14 protein-coding genes are annotated in these 20,148 nt (G+C 38.2%); 3 read left to right on the top strand and 11 right to left on the bottom strand.

All coding sequences use genetic code 11. The annotated features are described in order from the left end of the window. Positions 1–522: 522 nt before the first annotated feature. The 5 genes from N7931_RS09765 to N7931_RS09745 all read right to left on the bottom strand — a co-directional run bounded on the left by N7931_RS09765 (position 523) and on the right by N7931_RS09745 (position 5,611). Positions 523–1,548: a LacI family DNA-binding transcriptional regulator gene (locus N7931_RS09765; protein WP_262793721.1), complete on the bottom strand. Its 1,026-nt coding sequence runs from the start codon at positions 1,546–1,548 to the stop codon at positions 523–525. A gap of 359 nt (positions 1,549–1,907) precedes the next feature. Continuing rightward, positions 1,908–2,540 (bottom strand): RpiB/LacA/LacB family sugar-phosphate isomerase, encoded by a 633-nt coding sequence (locus N7931_RS09760; RefSeq protein WP_262793720.1) that lies wholly within the window; start codon positions 2,538–2,540, stop codon positions 1,908–1,910. 18 nt (positions 2,541–2,558) lie between these two features. Next, complete coding sequence (locus N7931_RS09755) at positions 2,559–3,722, bottom strand: AGE family epimerase/isomerase (protein WP_262793719.1); 1,164 nt, start codon at positions 3,720–3,722, stop codon at positions 2,559–2,561. Positions 3,723–3,903: 181 nt separating this feature from the next. Beyond that, a complete protein-coding gene (locus N7931_RS19540) occupies positions 3,904–4,464 on the bottom strand; it encodes a sugar O-acetyltransferase (protein ID WP_316250574.1) in 561 nt (186 codons plus the stop codon). 40 nt (positions 4,465–4,504) lie between these two features. Next, the gene (locus N7931_RS09745) at positions 4,505–5,611 is read right to left on the bottom strand and encodes an alpha/beta hydrolase (RefSeq protein ID WP_262793718.1); all 1,107 of its coding nucleotides are present in this window, start codon (positions 5,609–5,611) and stop codon (positions 4,505–4,507) included. Positions 5,612–5,880: 269 nt separating this feature from the next. On the opposite strand from N7931_RS09745, the gene N7931_RS09740 reads away from it, so the two are divergent. Next, positions 5,881–6,804, top strand: a complete 924-nt coding sequence (locus N7931_RS09740) for an AraC family transcriptional regulator (RefSeq protein WP_262793717.1) — start codon at positions 5,881–5,883, stop codon at positions 6,802–6,804. Positions 6,805–7,215: 411 nt separating this feature from the next. Then, a complete protein-coding gene (locus tag N7931_RS09735; protein ID WP_262793715.1) occupies positions 7,216–8,493 on the top strand; it encodes a DUF2264 domain-containing protein in 1,278 nt (425 codons plus the stop codon). 51 nt (positions 8,494–8,544) lie between these two features. Here N7931_RS09735 and dkgB read toward each other — a convergent pair whose 3' ends face one another. Together dkgB and N7931_RS09725 are read right to left on the bottom strand one after the other, a co-directional pair. Further along, complete coding sequence (dkgB, locus tag N7931_RS09730; RefSeq protein WP_262793714.1) at positions 8,545–9,360, bottom strand: 2,5-didehydrogluconate reductase DkgB; 816 nt, start codon at positions 9,358–9,360, stop codon at positions 8,545–8,547. Positions 9,361–9,376: 16 nt separating this feature from the next. Beyond that, the gene (locus tag N7931_RS09725) at positions 9,377–10,558 is read right to left on the bottom strand and encodes an MFS transporter (RefSeq protein ID WP_262793713.1); all 1,182 of its coding nucleotides are present in this window, start codon (positions 10,556–10,558) and stop codon (positions 9,377–9,379) included. A gap of 191 nt (positions 10,559–10,749) precedes the next feature. Here N7931_RS09725 and N7931_RS09720 point away from each other — a divergent pair, with 191 nt between their 5' ends. Beyond that, a complete protein-coding gene (locus N7931_RS09720; protein WP_262793711.1) occupies positions 10,750–11,631 on the top strand; it encodes a LysR family transcriptional regulator in 882 nt (293 codons plus the stop codon). A gap of 104 nt (positions 11,632–11,735) precedes the next feature. On the opposite strand, the gene N7931_RS09715 is transcribed toward N7931_RS09720, so the two are convergent. The 4 genes from N7931_RS09715 to N7931_RS09700 form a co-directional block, all read right to left on the bottom strand. Then, positions 11,736–13,805 (bottom strand): TonB-dependent siderophore receptor, encoded by a 2,070-nt coding sequence (locus tag N7931_RS09715; protein ID WP_262793710.1) that lies wholly within the window; start codon positions 13,803–13,805, stop codon positions 11,736–11,738. Between the two features lie 229 nt (positions 13,806–14,034). Beyond that, entirely contained in the window at positions 14,035–17,244 is a 3,210-nt protein-coding gene (locus tag N7931_RS09710) for a glycoside hydrolase family 2 TIM barrel-domain containing protein (RefSeq protein WP_262793709.1), read from the bottom strand. A gap of 173 nt (positions 17,245–17,417) precedes the next feature. Beyond that, complete coding sequence (locus N7931_RS09705) at positions 17,418–18,536, bottom strand: glycoside hydrolase family 105 protein (protein ID WP_262793708.1); 1,119 nt, start codon at positions 18,534–18,536, stop codon at positions 17,418–17,420. Positions 18,537–18,561: 25 nt separating this feature from the next. After that, positions 18,562–19,980: a BNR repeat-containing protein gene (locus N7931_RS09700; RefSeq protein WP_262793707.1), complete on the bottom strand. Its 1,419-nt coding sequence runs from the start codon at positions 19,978–19,980 to the stop codon at positions 18,562–18,564. Between the last annotated feature and the right edge of the window lie 168 nt (positions 19,981–20,148).

Raw genomic sequence — 20,148 nt, 5'->3', positions numbered from 1 at the left:
CTTTTGTTTTAATATTTTATATTTAAAATCAATTAGATAAAATGAAAATAAAATATATTAAAGATTAAATAAAATCGGGTTTTATCGTAAATAATTAACTCAACAATGTTAAACAAGCATTAAATTGATAAGGTTACCATTTAAATTTTAATATATTTTATGGGTGAAATTTGAACAGGCATGGTTGGGAAGTTGAAACGTTTAACCCAATTATCTAACCTGAGGTGCGCATAAGAAGTGTTGAAGTAAATTTTTCAACTATTGGATTAAATAGAGCTAAATCAAGCTTATTTTACGCTCCAACGAGGATAGTTTTTCGTCTATCAAGGCATTTTTCTGTACCTAATAGCGAGCTATTAGTCAGAAAAATAACGATGAAAGGCGGAAAAATAGCCCGTTGGGCAAATTTTCTTATGTGCAGTTCAGGTTATCTATCCCCATGCTACCTCAAGATGTTTGAGGCAGCACAGGTGTAAACATTAATTGGATTATGAATATTAGAAATGGTGAGCAAAAAGTAACTTAAAAATGACCTGTCGATTCACGTTCGACCAACTTAAACGGTGCAACAAAATGCTTTTGCTCCTGAGTGGTTTTACGCAGGGTCGCATCTAATATTTCAACCGCTTTTTCGGCCATTTGTTGTAAAGGCTGGTGTACCGTGGTGAGCTGTGGCCAAACGGTACTGGCTATCGCGGTATCGTCAAACCCGGCAATGCTGACTTCTTCTGGTACTTTAACATCCATCCCATGCGCTACCGCTATAATGGCCGCAGCCATTTCATCGTTAGCTGCAAAAATGGCGGTTGGGCGCTGAGATTTATCCTGAGCAAATAAGGTTTGCGCAACATCTAAACCACTTTTATAACTAAAATCTCCCTGAAAAATACAATCGTCTTCAACGTCTAGGCCCGCTTCAGCCATTGCAACCATAAACCCTTCAAAACGGCTAATAGCTGGAGAATGCGATGGATCGCCTTTAACAAAAGCAATTTTTTTATGTCCCAAACCAATTAAATAATGAGTCATAGCAGAGGCACCAGCAAAGTCATCAATCAATACAGCCGGAGAATGTAACTTAGGATTACCCGAAGCAAAACTTAACGCGGTAACCGAATGTTTTCTGGCAAGTTGATGCGCTTCTAATGAATCACAAATTGGTGGCGGTAAAATCACACCACTCACCCCTTTGTTTATCAAAGTTTTAAGCGCATCTAAAGGTTCTGGATGGGCAGGTAAAGGTTCAATTAATAACTCACAGCCCAATCTTGAGCCAGCGGTAAAAGCCCCCATTAAAAAATCACCCAAGTTATGCGACTTTGGATTGCTGAAAATAATGCCGATTTTATTTACCCCAGTGCGCGCAGCTCTGGCAGCTAAATTTGGAACATAATTAAGTTCTTCAATTGCGCTTTCTATTTTTTTGCGCATTTTTTCACTCACCGAAGCCGATTTATTCACGACTCTGGAAACTGTCATTGCTGACACTCCGGCATATTGGGCAACATCGTGAATGGTTGCACCTTGTTTAGAATGATTCTGTTTCAAAATTAAGCCTTAAAATCCTGAAAGATTAGGTAAAAGTCCATAAATAACATTAGATAATTCAAATTAAACCAATGAACGTCAAGTCATACAATAAAAAATGTTATCGTTAATAGTCTTATAATATTAGCTATTTAGATTAAGAAAACAAGTAAGAAAATGTTAGCAGAGTTTGTTCTAACAATTAAGTCACCTCAACTCTGGATAACAAATTGCTTTTTAGTGGTTGAATAACCTGAACTGCGGAAAATAAAAAGTAAGCTCAGGAAATACATGATGGCAAGAAAATAAATGCAGCAAGATAAATCAGACAGCTATTACCTTGTCTGATTTATGATGGGTTGATTTAATCAAGTCGTTGATTAAAGTTTGGACTTTACAAAGTCGATAATAGCTTCGTTTTTAGCGTGTTCAAAAAAACAATTTTGGAAATCTGCACCACCAATTGCTTGCTTAATTAAAGCAGCATCAATTGAATTAAGCGCATCAAGATAATTTTTTGCAATGGCTGATTTTACATCAGATAAAATCCCCGCATTTTCAACTTGAGAGGCTTTTCTTTCCGGCGGATAGCCCTGACCTTTTACACCTGTAAATGCTTTTTCAAAAATATATTTAATATTAAGCTCAGCACCCCAGCCAAAACCTTTAGCAAAAGGCAGCGCAAGCGCATTACCATTATTAATTTGGGCAAATAAATAAGCATCCGACGGCTCAATACAATAACCACAAGTCACACCCGGATGTGCATTTAAAGACATTAATGCACCCTGCCCAGTACCGCAGCCAGTAACAACAAAATCCACCGCACCAGAATTTAACAATAAACCGGCAATAATCCCTAAGTGAATATAAGTTAATCTATGATCATCATCATTTTTCATACCGACATTAAAAACACTATGGCCTTGTTCAGCCGCAACTAGGTTTAACTGCTCAGCAATAATGGCATTTTTGCCCGCCTGACTAAATTCATTCATTAATGCAATTTTCATTTTTTATCCTCTTTTTTACTAACCTACTGTTTTTAAATAACGTTTAAGCTCTATAGCTAAAGTCACAAAATGATAAAGTGAACTCGCCGGAGCTTTATCAATTGAGACCTCATCCTGTTCATTTATCTCATCAATATACAAATCATCCACACCCGTTTGGGGGTTTAATTTATGGCTATAAAACAACATTAAGTTTGAAAGTCCATCTGCTGCGACTTGTTCCGCAGTTTGATCGCCTCGTTTAAGCATAACCAAACTCGCTTTAATTAATTCAGTCATTGCCCAACAACGCTTTTTACCGTCAACAATCAACCCGTTTACTTTGGTTTCTTTATAAATTAATCCAGAATCAGACATCCCTTTTGTTAACGCATTTTTATACAGCGGCGCTAAATAAGCCGTTACATCTTCACCCGACAACTGACTATACCTATCCAGTAACCAAACCCACTCCAGCATGTGCCCCGGCTCAATTACGTCACCGCGTTTACTTTTGTGTGCAGCCCAGTTATTTTCAAAAAATTCGAGTAAAACGCCTTGTTTTTCATCATAAAAATAGCTCTTAAACAACTCAAACATAGCCGTAGCCCGAGTTAACCATTTTTGCTGAAAACTTAACGAATACAGCAACATAAAAGCTTCAAATAAATGCATGTGAGGATTTTGTCGCCGATATGGCGCCGGATAATTCCCCTCATACCAACCACCGTGTTCAGATTTAAAATTTTGCTCTAATATTTGGTATAAAGCTTCTGCTTTATCTAAATAGCTATCGCATTGGCTGGCCTGATATAAACCGCCATAAGCCAGAAAAAAGAAAGCATGATTATAAAGATCAAAAAGGGTATCGATAACATTAAAATCCGAATCAAACAAATGTGAAAAGCCGCCAGCATACTCGGGATGAGCTGCATTTTTTTCCGTAAAATCCAACATGCTTTTAGCTGTTAACTCTCCGTATTCCAGCCAGTTATAACCCGCCGCCATAGCAAATACATATACTTGTCTGGCTTGTACTCTCACGCGAATATCAGCCTCATAATCAATTATTCCAGTTGGTAAAAACTGCTCATAGCTGGCATGATTTAAAGGATTAATTCCTTTTTCGGCAGATAAAGGAATCGCTTTTTCAATTAACCACTCATTAAATTTCTCAGCTAAACTTTTTAAGCTGCTTGTCATTGTTAGTCTCTTAACGATTTAAAATCATATCATCATAGATCTAAATGTTATCGATATCAACAATAAAACCAAAAAACCTCCTGATGCTTACTATCAGATTAGTCTTAACTTAATTTTTGGCAGAGTTGTAGGTAATAAGTCGCTTGTTTAAAAAATTATTAGAGCGACTCTCGCAGGTTAATTAGAGTGATTTAATGTGTCTTGCAGGTATACCACCCACTAGGGCATTATCAGGTACATCTTTAGAGACGACAGCGCCAGCTGCAACAATTGCGTTTTTTCCAATAGTAACACCTTGTAAAATGGTCGCATTTGCCCCAATCCATGCATTTTGTTTAATATGTATTTTTCCTGTAGTCAGCATTTTTCTATCTTCTGGAGCAAGTGGGTGCCCTTCCGATAGTAAACTGACTTTAGGACCTATCATTACGTCATCTTCAATTGTTATTCCGCCTAAATCTAAAAAAGTGCAGTCAAAATTAATAAATACATTTTTACCTATTTTAGTGTTTTGACCATAATTGATATAAAACGGTGGAAAAATAGTGGTAGATATATCGATTGGTGATGAGGTTATTTTTGTTAATAATAACCTCACTTTATCAGTGCAGCTTTGCGCATTTAAGGCGACTAGCTTTTGTCGAGTAAAGGTGCAAGCTTCAACAATTTTATAATAATCGGGATCATTAAAAGACACAGAGTTGCCGCTCAGTAACTTTTCAAAGATTGTGCTTTTTACCATGTTTCAGCTCGCTCTCAGTTTGTATAGCTCAATTATTTATCTATAAATTGCTTTTGAAAAACGTATCCATTTTTGCAAATGGAATCACATCGAGTTGGTCATAAAGATCGGTGTGGGTTGCGCCTGGAATAATCATTAATTCTTTAGGTTCAGCCGCTGCGGCAAAAGCAGTTTCACTGAAATAACGAGAATGCGCTTTTTCACCATGGATTAACAACATCGGTCTGGGAGAAATTTCTTCAATATAGCTTAATAGCGGCATATTCATAAAAGAAAGTGGGTTAGTAATTGTCCAAGCAGCATTTGAGTTGATCGCTCTTGGATGAAAACCTCGTTTTTCAGACTTATAATAATCGGCATATTCCACGACAAACTGTGGCTCACCACCTTGTAATTCAAGCGAAACCGGACCATACGCGGGAGCACCTTTGCTAGCATCGAGCCAACGCTGTTCAGCCAATTGCTCTAAAGTTTGTTTGCGTTGCTCAGGGGTAACACTGTCGTTATAGCCTTTTGACATAACACGGGTCATATCATACATAGTGCTGGCTACAACAGCTTTAATACGTTTATCTATTGCCGCAGCATTTAACGCCATACCACCCCAACCACAAATCCCAATAACACCAATACGGTTACGATCAACCGATGGCAATAATCCAATAAAATCAACTGCTGCACTAAAATCTTCAGTATTAATATCTGGGGATGCTACATGACGAGGTTCACCTCCACTCTCACCTGTATATGAAGGATCAAACGCTAGTGTTACAAACCCAAATTCAGCCATGGTTTGAGCATATAATCCAGACGATTGCTCTTTTATTGCACCAAATGGTCCACTAACGACCAGCGCTGCTTGTTTGCTGTTTTTATTTTTGGGTTGATACAAATCTGCCGCTAAAGTAATACCATAGCGGTTAGTAAAACTAACTTTGGAATGATTCACTTTTTTACTTTTAGGAAAGGTTTTATCCCAGCCAGCATCCAGCTTTAATTGCGAATGGGCAAGAGCTTGACCACTTACCAAACTACCTATTGTGACAGCAGCAATACTGGTACTGGCCACTTTTAATGCATCCCGGCGGCCTAAATCCGGTGTTGGCATTTGTTTTTTAGAGTCGGTTAGTTCTGTTTGTTTAGTCATAAAGATTTCTCCTACATAAAACGGCTTAAAATTGAGTGCACCTCGAAATACAATCAGTACAGCTCTTCAACGCCTTAAATTTAAGATAAATCTATTATTGTTGAACTAAACTTAAATCTAATATCACTATTGTATGCTTCTATTGCCTAATCCTATGAATTGCTATTTTTTTGTGACAATCAATCATTGAACTAAAGTAAACTTTATCTAATTAAAACTGAGTAGATTATTAATAATAACGACATATAAGCTGTACAGGACTACATATAATGAATGAATCAAATATTGTTAATTCATCTTCCGTGTTATTACAACAATCGATAATCCCTATTGTTGAAAGGTGGAGCCGTGGAGATTTAGATTGCACAACAGTAATACCTGGATTAAATTTATTCCGCCGCGAAGCACCTACACCACCAGCTTTTTGTTTAATCAAGCCCAGTGTAGTAATGGTAGTGCAAGGCAATAAACAAATGTACAGCTCAGAAACAGTTTATCCATACAACAGTAAACGTTTTTTAATTACTTCATTAGAGCTACCTGCTAAATCTGAAACCTTATCGGCCACTGTAGACAAGCCCTGCCTTGGTTTTAATCTAGAACTCAATACTCAATTAATCACCAAAATGATTACCAGTGGTGAAGTCCTCCCTAAATACGAGCAGGCAAAAAGCTCATGTATCGGCACTGGCGAGGTAACGGAGAAGCTTTTAGCAGCTTTCAAACGTTTACTCGATTTATTAGATGAGCCACAAGCGATTTCTGCACTTTTATCCGGCGTAATATATGAAATCCATTATCGACTTTTAACCAGTGATCAGGGTCATCGTTTATGCCAAATAGCCTCAATTGAAGGACAAGGTTTTAAGATCGCCAAAGCCATTGACTGGCTTTGCCTCAATTATGCTGAACAACTTAAAATTAAAGATTTAGCCAGCTCAGTACAAATGAGCATCCCAACTTTTCATAGTCACTTTCGCCGCTTAACGGGGATGAGCCCTTTGCAATATCAAAAATGGCTAAGACTTAACGAAGCTAAAAGACTGATGCTAAATGAGCACCTGGATGCAGCCAGCGCGGGTTATCAAGTTGGGTATGAAAGCCCGTCACAATTTAGTAGAGAATATAGCCGCTTGTTTGGTACTTCACCAAAACGTGATGTTGAAATATTGCGTGCTCAACTGGTCACTTAATCACAAATACTCATAAACGCCTTTACCTGCTAAGCGCCCGGTTGCAAAGCAGGCGGTTAATAAAATTTAATTTATAGTCACTTGGTTGGTCGTGTAAGTTAAATTATTGAGGTTTAGTTCATATCTATTTCTAGAGCCTGTTTATCTCAGTACAAGGTAAATTTGTGTTCGTAATAGCTGGTTATTACTAGAGCCTGTTGACGTTTGATGTACAAATTTTGTTTTAACTAAATGCTTTTTAATCGAGGCGCAGCGTTGAAGGCCTAATGGATTAAGTCAAAACGCTGTAAAATTGTCCTCAAAAGATCAACAGACTCTAGCGAATTCAATGTTGTTATAAGGTAAAATAACCACTAGAAAACAATTTGTTATCCAGAATTGAGGTTACTTAGCTTAAAATTGGGGGAAGATATGAAAAGACGGGATTTTTTAACAACCGCAGCAATTGGCGGTGCAGCAGCGGCAATAGGTTTACCTAAACAAACTATTGCTCAATCTAATACTCATATAAATACAACAAGTAATGCTAACACAACGGATGATCACAGTTATTTTTCCGGTTTACTGCAAAAAATAGCTGAACCGGTACTGTATTTAATCGCAAATGAAAAACTACATAAAGAGTTTCCGCTGCAAGTTAGTCCAAATGCCGATAATCGTAATAAAAAAGTGGCGTATCTTGAGTGTTTTGCCAGAATGATTTCTGGCACTGCGCCTTGGCTTGGATTAGATTCAGACGGCGCAGATAAAGCCGCCCGTACTAAATTAAAAGAATATGCGCTACAAGCGTATGAGCATTCAGTTAATCCAAATAGTGCAGATTATTTAAATTGGGAAATTGGTGAAGGCCAGTTATTGGTAGATTCTGCTTATTATACCCAAGCTCTGCTGCGCGCACCTGAGCTTTGGCATAATCAAACCAAAACGACCCAAAAACGCATTATCGAAAAAATAAAAATGCTGCGAAAAGTAACGCCACCCTATACTAATTGGCTGTTATTTGCCGCGATTAATGAAGCTTTTTTACTTAAAATTGGGGAAGAACATGACCCAATCCGACTAGATTTAACCATTCGTAAATTTTTGGAGTGGTATCTAGGCGATGGTTGGTTTGGCGATGGTGAGCAGTTTGCGTTTGATTATTACAATTCTTATGTCATTCACCCTATGCTGCTTGATATTTTAAAAGTGATGGCGGATAAAGAGGTTTATTTTTGGCATGGTGACAGCAAAAAATTATATCAACAACAACTTAAGCGTAGCCAAAGGTTTTGTGAACATTTAGAAAGGCTGATTTCACCAACTGGCACTTACCCGCCAATTGGCCGCTCGTTAACCTACCGTACCACGGCTTTTCAACCTTTATCACAACTTGCGCTGAATAAACAATTACCGGATAGTTTAGCCGAAGGTACTGTACGTGGTGCTTTACGCGCGGTACATCAGGCTATTTTTACTGATCCAAGTAATTTTAAAGACGGATTTTTACAAATTGGCTTTGCCCGTGCAGATGCTTCACTTGGCGACTGGTATTCAAATAATGGCAGCATGTATATCACCACCAACAGTTTTTTACACTTGGGTTTACCAGCGACGGATTCTTTCTGGACAGCACCGGCTCAAGACTGGACTCAAAAGCTGGCTTTTGGCGGCCATAGTTTTAAAAAAGATTATCCGGTTGAGTACTAATTAAACTTTTCGTTTGATAGCGCAAAACGGCTATCAAACGAAAAAGGCTGTTTAATCCCACTCTGGCGCAAAATCAGGTATAGCCTGTCGGTCGCCACAATCCAGATTATCAATTATTTTAATTTCTTCTTCCGTTAATTTTAAGTTTACTGCTTTAAAATTAGCTTCTAAGTTTTTCCGTTTCGTAGATGAGGGAATGGTTGACATAGAATGCGCTAGCTCCCATGCAATTACAACTTCCGCTGCACTCACCTGATGCCTTTGGGCAATATCTATGATTGTTTGATCTTTTAATACTTTACCTACAGCAAAAGGCATATATGCCGTAACATGAATTCCTTGTTGTTTACAAAAATCGCGGAGTTTTTGGTTTGTTAAATAAGGATGAACTTCTACTTGGTTAGTAAAAATTTCCTCTTTATTTAAAATTTTCATCGCGTCTTTTAGGTTTGAAATAGTGAAATTTGAAACCCCAATATGTTTTGCTAACCCCGCTGTTTTAGCGTTTTTTAATTCAGTCAAATACTCTTGCATTGGTTCTCCATTTTCAGGAGAAGGCCAGTGAATTAATAATAAATCGACTGATGATAACTGTAGTTTATTCAAACTTTGATTAACGCTTTCAATAAACTCAGCATGATTTAACTGAGCATTCCATACTTTGGTAGTAACAAATAATTCATCTCTTTGGATCTTACTATCAGCAATAGCCTGACCAACCTCGGCTTCATTACCATAGATTTGTGCTGTATCAATATGACGGAAACCAATTTCAAGCGCCATCTTTACTGATTGATAAGCGATTTCACCTTCTAATCTAAAAGTCCCCATGCCCAGTTTTGGCATAACTTTTTCTGCTAAATACATAGATACCTCTTTTATCCTAAACAATATAATTTTTGGATGCTGCTCGTTTGTCTAAATAACCAGAAAAACGAGTTAAACCTAAAGCAGCTAAACAAATAATTGAGCCAATCCAGGCGGTGTCTTGCAATGTTAAATACTCAACAACAACCCCACCCAAAATAGCCCCAAAAGCAATCCCAATATTAAAAGCCGCAATATTTAATCCAGAAGCAACATCAACAGCATTAGGTGTAAATTTTTCAGCAAGTTGAACAACATAAACCTGTAATCCAGGAACGTTACCAAATGCAAAAGCGCCCCATATTAATACCGTAATAATAGCTGCCAACTTAAAATTCATAGTCAAAGTCAGCATAGCTAAAATAAGTGCTAATATAAAAAATATAATACTCAGAGCTTTAACCGGACCATATTTATCTGCTAACTTACCACCCCAAATATTACCGACCGCAACAGATATCCCATAAACTAAAATAATAACCCCAACTGTTTTAGCTGAGAAGCCAGCAACCTGCTCTAAAATGGGTGCTAGATAAGTAAAGGCGGTAAATGTGCCACCATAACCCAGCGCAGTCATAGAATAAACGAGTAATAAGCGTGGATTGGTTAATACTTGAAATTGCTCGCTCACTTTAACTGGTAGATTTTGTTTTAAGTCTTTAGGAATCAAAATTAAACTGCCCAATAAAGCGATTAAACCAATTATACTCACAATGAAAAAAGTAGCTCGCCAACCGAAAGTTTGCCCAATCCAAGTGCCCAGAGGTACACCTGTGACTAGAGCTAAAGTTAAACCACTAAACATTAAAGCAATGGCACTCGCTTCTTTATCTTTAGCCACTAGACTTGTAGCTATAGTTGACCCAATAGAAAAAAATACGCCATGTGCTAACCCAGTTAAAATTCTGGCAACAATTAAACTTGAGTAACTAGGAGCTTGCCATGCCAATATATTACCAGCAATAAAAAAAGCCATTAATGTTAACAGCAAAGGTTTTCGTCGCCATTTTCCAGTTAAAGCGGTTAAAAGAGGTGCCCCCACAGCAACGCCTGCAGCATACAAACTGACCAATAGCCCCGCTGATGGCAAAGAGACTGATAGATCATTGGCGATGGATGGAATTAATCCAACAATCACAAATTCTGTTGTTCCTATAGCAAATGCGCTAATCGTCAAAGCCCATAAAGCAAGTGGCATAAAATATCCTCATCTGTTGATTTAGAATCATTGTGCCTTAACTTTAACTTGCCAAAAACAGCAACAATAACAAAACATATTTGTTATTATTGAAAAAATAAGCAAGCTAATATCATTCATGAGTAAAAGAAATAATCCATAAAAAGTAATGTAATAATTCAAAATTGAAGATCAGAGAGGTTTCATAACTAATGCCAATAAAAACAGAAGATATAGAAGCTTTTATTGCTGTAGTAGACTCTGGTAGTTTTTCAGCAGCTGCTACTTTGCTCAATCAGCAAATAGCTAAAGTTTCGCGTGCAGTTTCCCGTTTGGAATCAGAACTCAATACAAGTTTATTAAGCCGAACAACCCGAAGAGTAGAATTAACAGAAGAAGGCATAGTATTTATAAAATATGCTAGAGAAGGTTTAAACCTATTTAAACAAGGAAAAGATAAACTTAACCTATTAAGTCAAAAGCCGGCCGGAAAACTTAGAGTCGATGCAGCCAGTCCTTTTATTCTCCATCAACTTGTACCAATTATTAGTGAATTCAGAAAATACTATCCTGGTATCCAACTGGATTTAACATCGCATGACAATATTATTGATTTACTAGAACATAAGACTGATTTAGCAATACGAATTGGTGATTTAAAAGATTCAAATCTCAATGCTAAAACACTGGGACGAAGTCAACTACATTTGGTCGCAAGCCCATATTATTTGGCCCAATCTCCACCACTCAACTCAATCGATCAACTAGAGCAACACCAGTTAATCGGTTTTACAGACTCTCCCAATTTAAATAATTGGTTTTTTAGCTCAGATTACAAGTTAAATTTTGCACTAACAGCAAGTAGTGGTGAAACTGTCCGTCAGCTTTGTTTGGCCGGACAAGGTATTGCTCTCTTATCTAACTTTATGATCCGTGATGACATTGATTCAGGTGCTCTTGTAGAAGTATTAACTCAGCATATTCCAACCCCAAATAAACGAGAAAAAGTAACTGCCGTTTATTATAAAAATAATGCTGTGTCATCTAGGATAGGTGCTTTTTTAGAATTTATTGCACCGAGAGTAAAGTTATAAACATAAACAAGCTCATATATATATTTTTTAAAGATAGAGTGTATTAGTTAAATCAATCCGAGATTAAATAAATAGCCCTGCTATACAGGGCTATTTATTTATGATTAATACTGCCAGCTAATACTTGCCATCATATTACGTGGCGCACCGTAGTTAGCTTGCCCCCACTGTGGGCTTAAGCGATATTTTTCGTCGGTTAAATTATTAATATTTAAGCCCAATGTAATTTGGCTATTGAGTTTATACTGGACAAATGCATCCACTAACGCATAACTATCCTGCACTTGCGTATTGGCATAATAAATTTCGTTTTGCCAGTTAATACCGCTACCCACTCTTAACCCAGAAACCATAGGAAGCTCATAAGCAACGGCTAATTTAAATTGCTGAGTAGGAATAAACCGGCGTGTATCGTTACCGTTTTCATCTTCAACACTTAACTTGGTAAAGCCTGCGCTCACATTTAGCCCTTGAGCCACTTCACCCGCTAATTCAATCTCAAACCCTGAGCTTTCAAACTCAACGCCTTGATACATATTTAAGCCAGATGTTTCATCACGGCCAATCCACTCACCAAAGTTTTCTTGTGTTGACTCAAACAGTGCAACCGTTAATACCGCATTATTGGAAAATAGTTCCTGCTTAACACCTATTTCAGCACTTTCGCCTCTTACCGAACCAAGTGGACTTAAATCGGCATCAACCCAAGTTTGAGCTTTAAATACTTCGCTGGTACTTGCATATAAAACTGTACCGTCTAAAACCTGATAAGTTACCCCTAAATATGGCACAGTTTCGTTGTCGGATGCATCTTGTGGGGCACCATAGCTAATCCCATCCTGCTCAATATCAACGGTTCGTGCGCCTAATAAAAAAGATAGGTCTTCAGTTGCTCTAATTCGGGATGAAATATAAAACGAGTTTTGCTCTTGATTAATGCTGGTAGATTGAGTTGCCGGATCATAAACATCAAAGGCAGGTCTAGTTGTTGTACCTTTAGCCCAGTCAGCATCAACCGGGTTATAATTCCACTCACTACTATAAACAGAGCGACCAGTTAATTTAATATCCGCTAGATTCATACCGGCGACTAAATCATGTTCCAATCCCCAAAGCGAAAATGTGCCACTTAAATATAAATCAACTATGCCTTCTTCATCTTTTGCTTCATAAAAGCTGGCATGCGCTAACATACCTTCATTAGTTTGCGGATCTGGCGCTCCAGCCAAATAAAAAGATTCCCATGCTTTATCTTGCTTATTATGGGTATAAATGGCTTTTAATAGCCAGTTGTAACCTATTTCTTGCTCTAGTTCGATAAAAGTTCGAGTTTGTTTAACATCCTGATACGCCCATTTAGGTGCTGTATTAGTATACACATCATAGTTGGTTAAGCTGCCATCACTATAAAATAACGGCACTGCTCCAGATGAGTTACCTTGGTTTTGGTTATCATTAATCGTATGTCCGACAGATAATTTAGTAGAGTCGGTCAAATAACCACTTAAAATCCCGTAAAATAGATTAAGTTCTTTAGAGTAACGATCTAAATATGAGTCCCCTTCTTGTTTTGCAATAACTAAGCGGCCTTGTAATTGATCTTCAACTAATTCACCAGAAACATCACCATCTAAGCGAAACAAATTCCAGCTTCCGGCAGATGCAGACAATTTTGCATTTAAATCTTTAGTCGGTCTTTTACGTACAAAGTTAATGGTTGCAGAAGGGTTCGCTAAACCTGTTGTTAAGCCCGTAGCGCCTTTAACAACTTCAATTTGCTCATAAAGCGCTGAATCATCATGGCCTTGTGTTAAACCATAAGAGAAAGGAACACCCATGCCATCATACTGAAAATTAACAATATCAAAGCCTCTAGCAGTGTAATACGTTCTGCCGGTTTCAACTTGTTCAACGGTGACACCTGGTGCATAAGCTAATAGTGAGTTCGTTTCACGCAGTGAAAAATCGTTAATTTGATCGCGTGATAACACACTCACAACCTGAGGAGTTTCAAGCGCAGATAAATTTAATTTAGTAGCTGCTTTGGTTTTTTGTTTTTGGCCATAAACTGCAATACGCTCAATGTTATCCGCTTCGTCATCAACTGTTTGAGCAGTTGTATTAAACGCAGTTAATATGGATAAAGCTAAAAGTGTCTTAGCTGGGTGGTTCATTCAATACTCCAATAAAATAATTATTTTATTTATTTTAAAGTCGTACTTTATACACAAAACATAAATGATAATCAATATCATTTATGTTTAAAGATCACGTCTTTTTCGCTCTACCATGGAAATAAATTGAATTAAAACTAGTGATTGGAAAATTTTATATTCAGCTGAAATAAAAAAGCTCGGGTAATAGCTCCGAGCTTTTGTTATGGATAGTATCAACCTTTAGAAGTTAGCGAATAGGTTTAATCACAAATCCATAGTGATAATGCGCTGGTAGAATTTGATATTGAGGGTGCATTAATGCGCCCCATGAGTTATCACCACCGACACCCATTTGTTTGTAATCAATATTCAAATTCACCAAGTCTTTAGCTTCAACCTCTGCACCATGTAAATGTACGTTTTTACGATCGTGTTCAATATCTGAATTCAGCATAGGTAAAGCTGACATGCTGAGGAGTTGATGGCCTTGAATTTCGATTCCCTGCCCTTGTGCATTGGTCAGTTTAAACCAACGAACATCGGTTTTATTGCCCGTTTCCTGCGGGCGTGAATAATCGTGATATTGCTCATCTACATTTGATTGGTAAACCGCAACGGCGGCTGAGGTGTTTCTATCTACATAATTTTCGTGTGGACCACGGCCAAACCATTGCATTTGTTTGTAATCCCCATTAAGTACCCAGTTCATCCCTACTTTTGGCATCATAGGTAATCCACCTTTTTGTGGATAAACATCGGCGCTTACGTCAATTTCACCTGCACTGTTTATCAAATAAACTGTGCTGAAGCTGGCGGTGTTATCACCCAGTTTGTAATTGGCTTTAACTTGAATTTGGCCGTTAAGCAATTGCTCTGAGCTAAATGAGATTAAACTTTGGTTTTCACTCGCTTGTTTCCAAACGCTGAGTTTGTGTTGTAGACCCGCACCGGCATCATTGTCGGTTGGTACTCGCCACAAATTCGGTTTAAGTGGCTGTTTAATTAACTCTTTTCCAGCTAACTGGTATGAGCTCAGTTGGCCTGTGGTTTTATCAAAACTGACTTTAAATCCTTTACCTTGAATATTGAGGCTTTGCTCAGTTTGTTTTAAATTGAGCGCCATTTTGTTGGCTTTGTTTGATGAGTGATGCGCAAATACTGGTTGAGTCAGCGCAAATTGTTCCCATGCGATGACTTCACCCGCTTCAATAAAGGCAATTTGATTGGCTTTCGCTTTTGCCCGTAAAGTCAGATGATATTCATTGCCGGCTTCAATTAAACTTTTATCTAGGTCCAGTTTTATAATCTGGTTTTGTCCGGCGGCGGCACTGATATTGTTAATTGTGCCTTGCGTTACAGCTTCACCATTTTTAGCCAGTATCCAGTCGTAATCAAACTGACCCGCATCCGTAAAGTTATGATGATTTTGCAGCACAAAGCTAAAGCTTGCTAAATCAACCGCTTTAAAATAAATAGGTTGATACACTTTTTTAAGCTCCCACGCATGTGGGTTAACACTCCGGTCAGATTGAATAACCCCGTTGGCTAAAAAGTTATCTGAGTCTGGTCTTGGGCTATCGCCAAAATCACCGCCATAAGCCATTATTTTTTGGCCTTTGTCGTTGGTTTTAAATAAGGTTTGGTCAACCCAGTCCCAAATAAAGCCACCTTGTAATTGAGGGTAGCTATAAATCAAGTCCCAGTAGGCTTGTAAATTGCCTAAGCTGTTACCCATTGCATGAGCATATTCAGCCTGAATCATTGGCTGTTTAGGATTGCTTTGTGCCCAGTCTTGCATCTCCCAAATAAAATCATACATTGGGGTGTAAATATCGACATACTCTAATGCTGAATGGCCGTCTACAGTGCCCCAACCACCATAAGTAACCGGACGACTTGTATCATTTTGTTTTATCCAAGCGGCTGCTTTTTCAAATGCGGTGCCAAAACCGGCTTCGTTACCCAGTGACCATAAAATAACAGATGGGTGGTTTTTATCACGTTCAACCATGCGCGCAATTCGGTCAATATGCGCCGCTTCCCATTCAGGTTGGTAACCTAAAAATGTTTTGCGTTGGTATTCGTTATTAGTAAAACCTTGTCGATTACCAATTTGCATATATTCATGTGATTCAATATTGGCTTCATCTAACACATATAAACCATATTGGTCAGCTAGTTCGTAAAAACGTTCATCGTTAGGGTAATGTGAGGTACGCACTGCATTAACATTAAGCTGTTTCATCAGTTTGATGTCTGCAATCATGCTATCTAAACTGAGTGCTTTACCTGTATTTGGATCGTGTTCATGGCGGTTTACACCACGAATAGTGATGGCTTTACCGTTCACTAAAAACTGCCCATATTGCATTTCGATATGACGGAAACCGATTTTTTTCTCGATGACTTGAGTTTGGCCGTTAATATCCGCTTCAATGGTTAAGGTATAGAGTTTGGGAGTTTCGGCTGACCACGGCTGAATATTCTTAATCACGCCGGATACATCTAAATATTGTTTATCTTTAACTTGCTTGCTAATTTGTTTATTAAGCAGCACTTGATTACCGTCACTCACTTTCACATCCAGCTTAACCGCTACGGCCTGATTCGCTTTAGACGCCATTTCAACTTCTAAACCAAATACCCCGTTTTTAAAGCTTTTGTCTAAATCAGAGGTCACGGTAAAATCACGAATTTGGGTTTGTGGCGTAGCATAAGCATACACTTCGCGATCGATACCGCTTAAACTCCAAGCGTCTTGGTCTTCTAAATAACTGCCGTCTGACCAGCGATACACTTCAACCGCAATTTTATTATCTCCGGTTTTAACAAAATCCGTAATATCAAATTCTGCTGGCAATTTTGAGCCTTGGCTGTAACCCACTTTTTGGCCGTTTACCCAAACATACATAGCTGAATTTACAGCGCCAAAATGCAAATAAACCCGTTTACCTTGCCAGTTAGCGGGCACATTTAAGGTTTTAATATATGAACCCACTGGGTTGTAATCGTGCGGAATAAAGGGTTGGTTAGCCGGAAAAACATAATCAATATTGACATAATGGGGCACACCGTGGCCTTGTAATTCCCAGTTACTCGGCACTTGGATTTGAGTCCAGTCTGATGAATCAAAATCTGTTTTGTAAAAATCGACTGGTCTGTCTGCCGGTTTACGCACCCAATTAAATGCCCAGTTGCCGTTTAACGAGCTAAAATAAGCCGATGCTTCGCGTTGATTTTGTTCGGCTAATGCTTTGCTTTCATACGCATAAAAAGTTGCGCGCGGCGCTAGTTTATTAATCCCAAAAATTTGTGGATTTTCCCATTCAACCCGCTCTGCCTGTTGCTGAGTTTGGGCTTTATTTTCTGGTAGTCCATTAATACCACTACATGCCGTTGCCATACCGGCTAGCGCTATCAGTATGGTTTGTTGTAATTTGTTTTGACTAAATTTCATATTGAGTTCCAATATTTTGATATACGAATTTACCTATAAGTGAACTTGGGTATAAAAATGCTTAACCCGAAAAGCGAGCAAGGGTTAATTAAATACAAGTAAGCGAAAATACCGGTAATCGAACAAAATACGTTTACCGGCCATCCATAACGCTTAGAAAATAGAGGTTAAAGTTACTTTTTAGCTAATTTATAAACTTCTGTACCTGCGGCTAAAAATGCACCAACACCGTACACTTCGGTTTTATCTGCCCAAGCTTCACCAGGCCCTGCGCCTACAGGTTGAACATAACCTAATAATCCGTCTGGTCTGATATGACTAATTAAACTATTCCAACCTCGTTCAATCGGTTCTAAATAAATATCTTTTTCAAGCAAGCCATTATTCACCCCCCAAGCTAAACCATAAGTAAAAAATGCCGTACCACTGGTTTCTGGGGTTGGGTATAAATCGCCAGCTTTTAAACTCATCGGCCAATGGCCTTGTTTGGTTTGCAATTTAATCAGGCTTTTCGCCATATCTTTATATAACTTGGTAAAATAAGCTTTTTGCGGACCTTGCGGCATTTCTTCTAAAATTAAAGTTAAACCGCCAAAAACCCAACCGTTGCCGCGTGACCAGAATATTTTATGGCCTTTATCTCTTTTATTAATAAAATGCTCGTCACGATAAAATAAATGCTCCTGTGGATCATATAAATGGTTTGTAGTGGCCACATACTCAGCAAACATCCAGTCACGGTAAGTCGCATCGCCGGTAATATTCGCAAGCTTTGCCCAAATCGGCGGAGCCATAAATAAAGCATCACACCATGTCCATCTTTCGGTAAATTTATAATGATTTAAGCGCATAGGCTGCTGGCTTGGATTTTCCTTTATCCATTTAGTACGCTGTAAAGTTTTTTCCAGCATTTCAGGTTTGTTATATTTGCGATAAAGCTCAATATAAAGCTGACCTACTGTTTGATCATCCGCATGATATTTGCCCGGCCCTAAATCCCAGTTATTATCTTGTGCGACTTTTAATAAAAACTGATAATACTTGTCGCTTTCGGCCATGCTCGCCCATTTTTCCATACCGATATAAAGCGCGCCATAAGTCCAAGCATTAAACCGATTTTCCCATTCATTTTCACGTTCCATATCCATCTGAAAATGTTCAATTTGCCAATCAGCTACTTTTTCCATAGCTGATACAATTTGTTTTTTTTCAGGCAATGCGCCATAAGCAAAACTTGACCCCAAACATAATAAAGCGGCTGCGCAATTGAGTGCTTTTTTAAAGCTTTTCATTTTTATCCCCTTAGATTTAATCTGCTTAATTTGATTTCCAGATTAATAATTCAATATTGCTCGGCGCAAGATCCAAACTCTGAGCATCATTACCGTCATCCTGCCCAACAGTTTGTAATAATAAATGCGCTTGTTTATAAGTATTCCACTGCACAGGATCAATACTAGGCTCCCATGCCCCCATATTTTGATTAACTAAAGTCTGTTGTTGCCAAATAGGATCGGTTAAATCATCAACGGTAGACAATAAAATATGACCTTGCTGAAAATCGTTACGATAAATTAAATGCAAAGTTCGCTGATGATTTTGTGTATCAACCAATAAAGCTGCCCGCGAAATTGGTGGGCGCTTGGTACCATGCCCGCTTAACTCAAAATTTTCAGCAACTTTTGGCGCTTTTAGCGTATTCCACTGATATCCGGTTGCGGTTGGTTTAGCCGCATAAACAATTTTATAACCGGGTTTATCAGTTGGAGAATCAGCCCAATAACTGGCAATAAACGGCATACTATTGCTGTCTGCCGCCACTACAGGCGGATTCATTAATTTATGATTTTTCGGAATTTGTTTAACAATATCAGAGGTGCTCGCCACGATAGGTAATTGATAGGCTTGTTTATCTATTGTTTGCCAGCTTAACCCTTGATCGTCTGAACGGGCATAAGCAATATCATGATTACTGGCCACATCTGGGGTTTCTCGCCAAATCCAAGCTAAATGCAAAACGCCGTTTTCATCAATCGCCATATCCCAATAAGCACTACGTTTGCCTTCGCCATCAATTAAATTATCATGTAAGCGCTGCCACTGTTTTGAATTATGCTTGTATTGATTAAGCACCAAATTACCACGCCCCGAGCCGCCGTTGCGGTAAGCAAATAATAAATCCCCATTTTTTAACTGATAAAATTGCGGATAAGTCACACTATGTTCAAGCATAGTTTTAAACTCATTATCCGTTTTAGCTAACATAGGCTGCTTTTTAAGTTGCAGTGAATATGGCTGAGTCGAACGGGCATATTTAAGTTGGGTATTGTGGTGATCCCACGCTAAATGAAGATAACCATCGCCATCAGCCACTAAACTAATATGGTTATGGGCATCATTCACATTGCCTTTAAAATCAGTGACCTGAGTTTGCCATTGTTGGCTGTCTAGTTTGCGCTTAGCAATTACTAAATGCGCATCTGCATTATAAAAAGCACTAAACTGAAATTCACCTGCGGTAAAAACGGTTTGTTTTACTCCAGCTAATACATTAACTGAACTACCGGCAAACGCTTGATCGGAAATCAGCAAAATATTTGGATTTTTGTTTTCAAGTAATTGCGCTGTGTTTTTGATGACTGGCTCTGGCTGAACCGGATGATTCACCTGTGCAGGTTGATGGCTACAAGCCTGTAAAACTGCTGCCATAAAAAGAATAGAGGTAAGTTTTTTCATATTAAACACTCTTTAGAAGCAGATAAATTAAGGCAAATATCAAAAAAGCCCGAACTTAATTTAATCAATCTTTTAATAAATAAAGGTATTACGTTTACACCATGTAACTTAATTGAGTTGAATTTAACATATAATATGAAAAATTATAAAGCTATATCTAATATTTTT

Source organism: Catenovulum sp. 2E275 (genome assembly GCF_025515275.1).
Taxonomy (GTDB): Bacteria; Pseudomonadota; Gammaproteobacteria; order Enterobacterales; family Alteromonadaceae; genus Catenovulum.
This window is presented reverse-complemented; position numbering and strand designations above follow the sequence as displayed.

What these genes read in the sequence shown, in the direction of transcription:
- N7931_RS09760 (WP_262793720.1), bottom strand. Translation starts at nt 2,540, where the DNA reads ATGAAAATTGCATTAATGAATGAATTTAGTCAGGCGGGCAAAAATGCC.
- N7931_RS09755 (WP_262793719.1), bottom strand. Translation starts at nt 3,722, where the DNA reads ATGACAAGCAGCTTAAAAAGTTTAGCTGAGAAATTTAATGAGTGGTTA.
- N7931_RS19540 (WP_316250574.1), bottom strand. Translation starts at nt 4,464, where the DNA reads ATGGTAAAAAGCACAATCTTTGAAAAGTTACTGAGCGGCAACTCTGTG.
- N7931_RS09745 (WP_262793718.1), bottom strand. Translation starts at nt 5,611, where the DNA reads ATGACTAAACAAACAGAACTAACCGACTCTAAAAAACAAATGCCAACA.
- N7931_RS09740 (WP_262793717.1), top strand. Translation starts at nt 5,881, where the DNA reads ATGAATGAATCAAATATTGTTAATTCATCTTCCGTGTTATTACAACAA.
- N7931_RS09735 (WP_262793715.1), top strand. Translation starts at nt 7,216, where the DNA reads ATGAAAAGACGGGATTTTTTAACAACCGCAGCAATTGGCGGTGCAGCA.
- dkgB (WP_262793714.1), bottom strand. Translation starts at nt 9,360, where the DNA reads ATGTATTTAGCAGAAAAAGTTATGCCAAAACTGGGCATGGGGACTTTT.
- N7931_RS09725 (WP_262793713.1), bottom strand. Translation starts at nt 10,558, where the DNA reads ATGCCACTTGCTTTATGGGCTTTGACGATTAGCGCATTTGCTATAGGA.
- N7931_RS09720 (WP_262793711.1), top strand. Translation starts at nt 10,750, where the DNA reads ATGCCAATAAAAACAGAAGATATAGAAGCTTTTATTGCTGTAGTAGAC.
- N7931_RS09715 (WP_262793710.1), bottom strand. Translation starts at nt 13,805, where the DNA reads ATGAACCACCCAGCTAAGACACTTTTAGCTTTATCCATATTAACTGCG.
- N7931_RS09710 (WP_262793709.1), bottom strand. Translation starts at nt 17,244, where the DNA reads ATGAAATTTAGTCAAAACAAATTACAACAAACCATACTGATAGCGCTA.
- N7931_RS09705 (WP_262793708.1), bottom strand. Translation starts at nt 18,536, where the DNA reads ATGAAAAGCTTTAAAAAAGCACTCAATTGCGCAGCCGCTTTATTATGT.
- N7931_RS09700 (WP_262793707.1), bottom strand. Translation starts at nt 19,980, where the DNA reads ATGAAAAAACTTACCTCTATTCTTTTTATGGCAGCAGTTTTACAGGCT.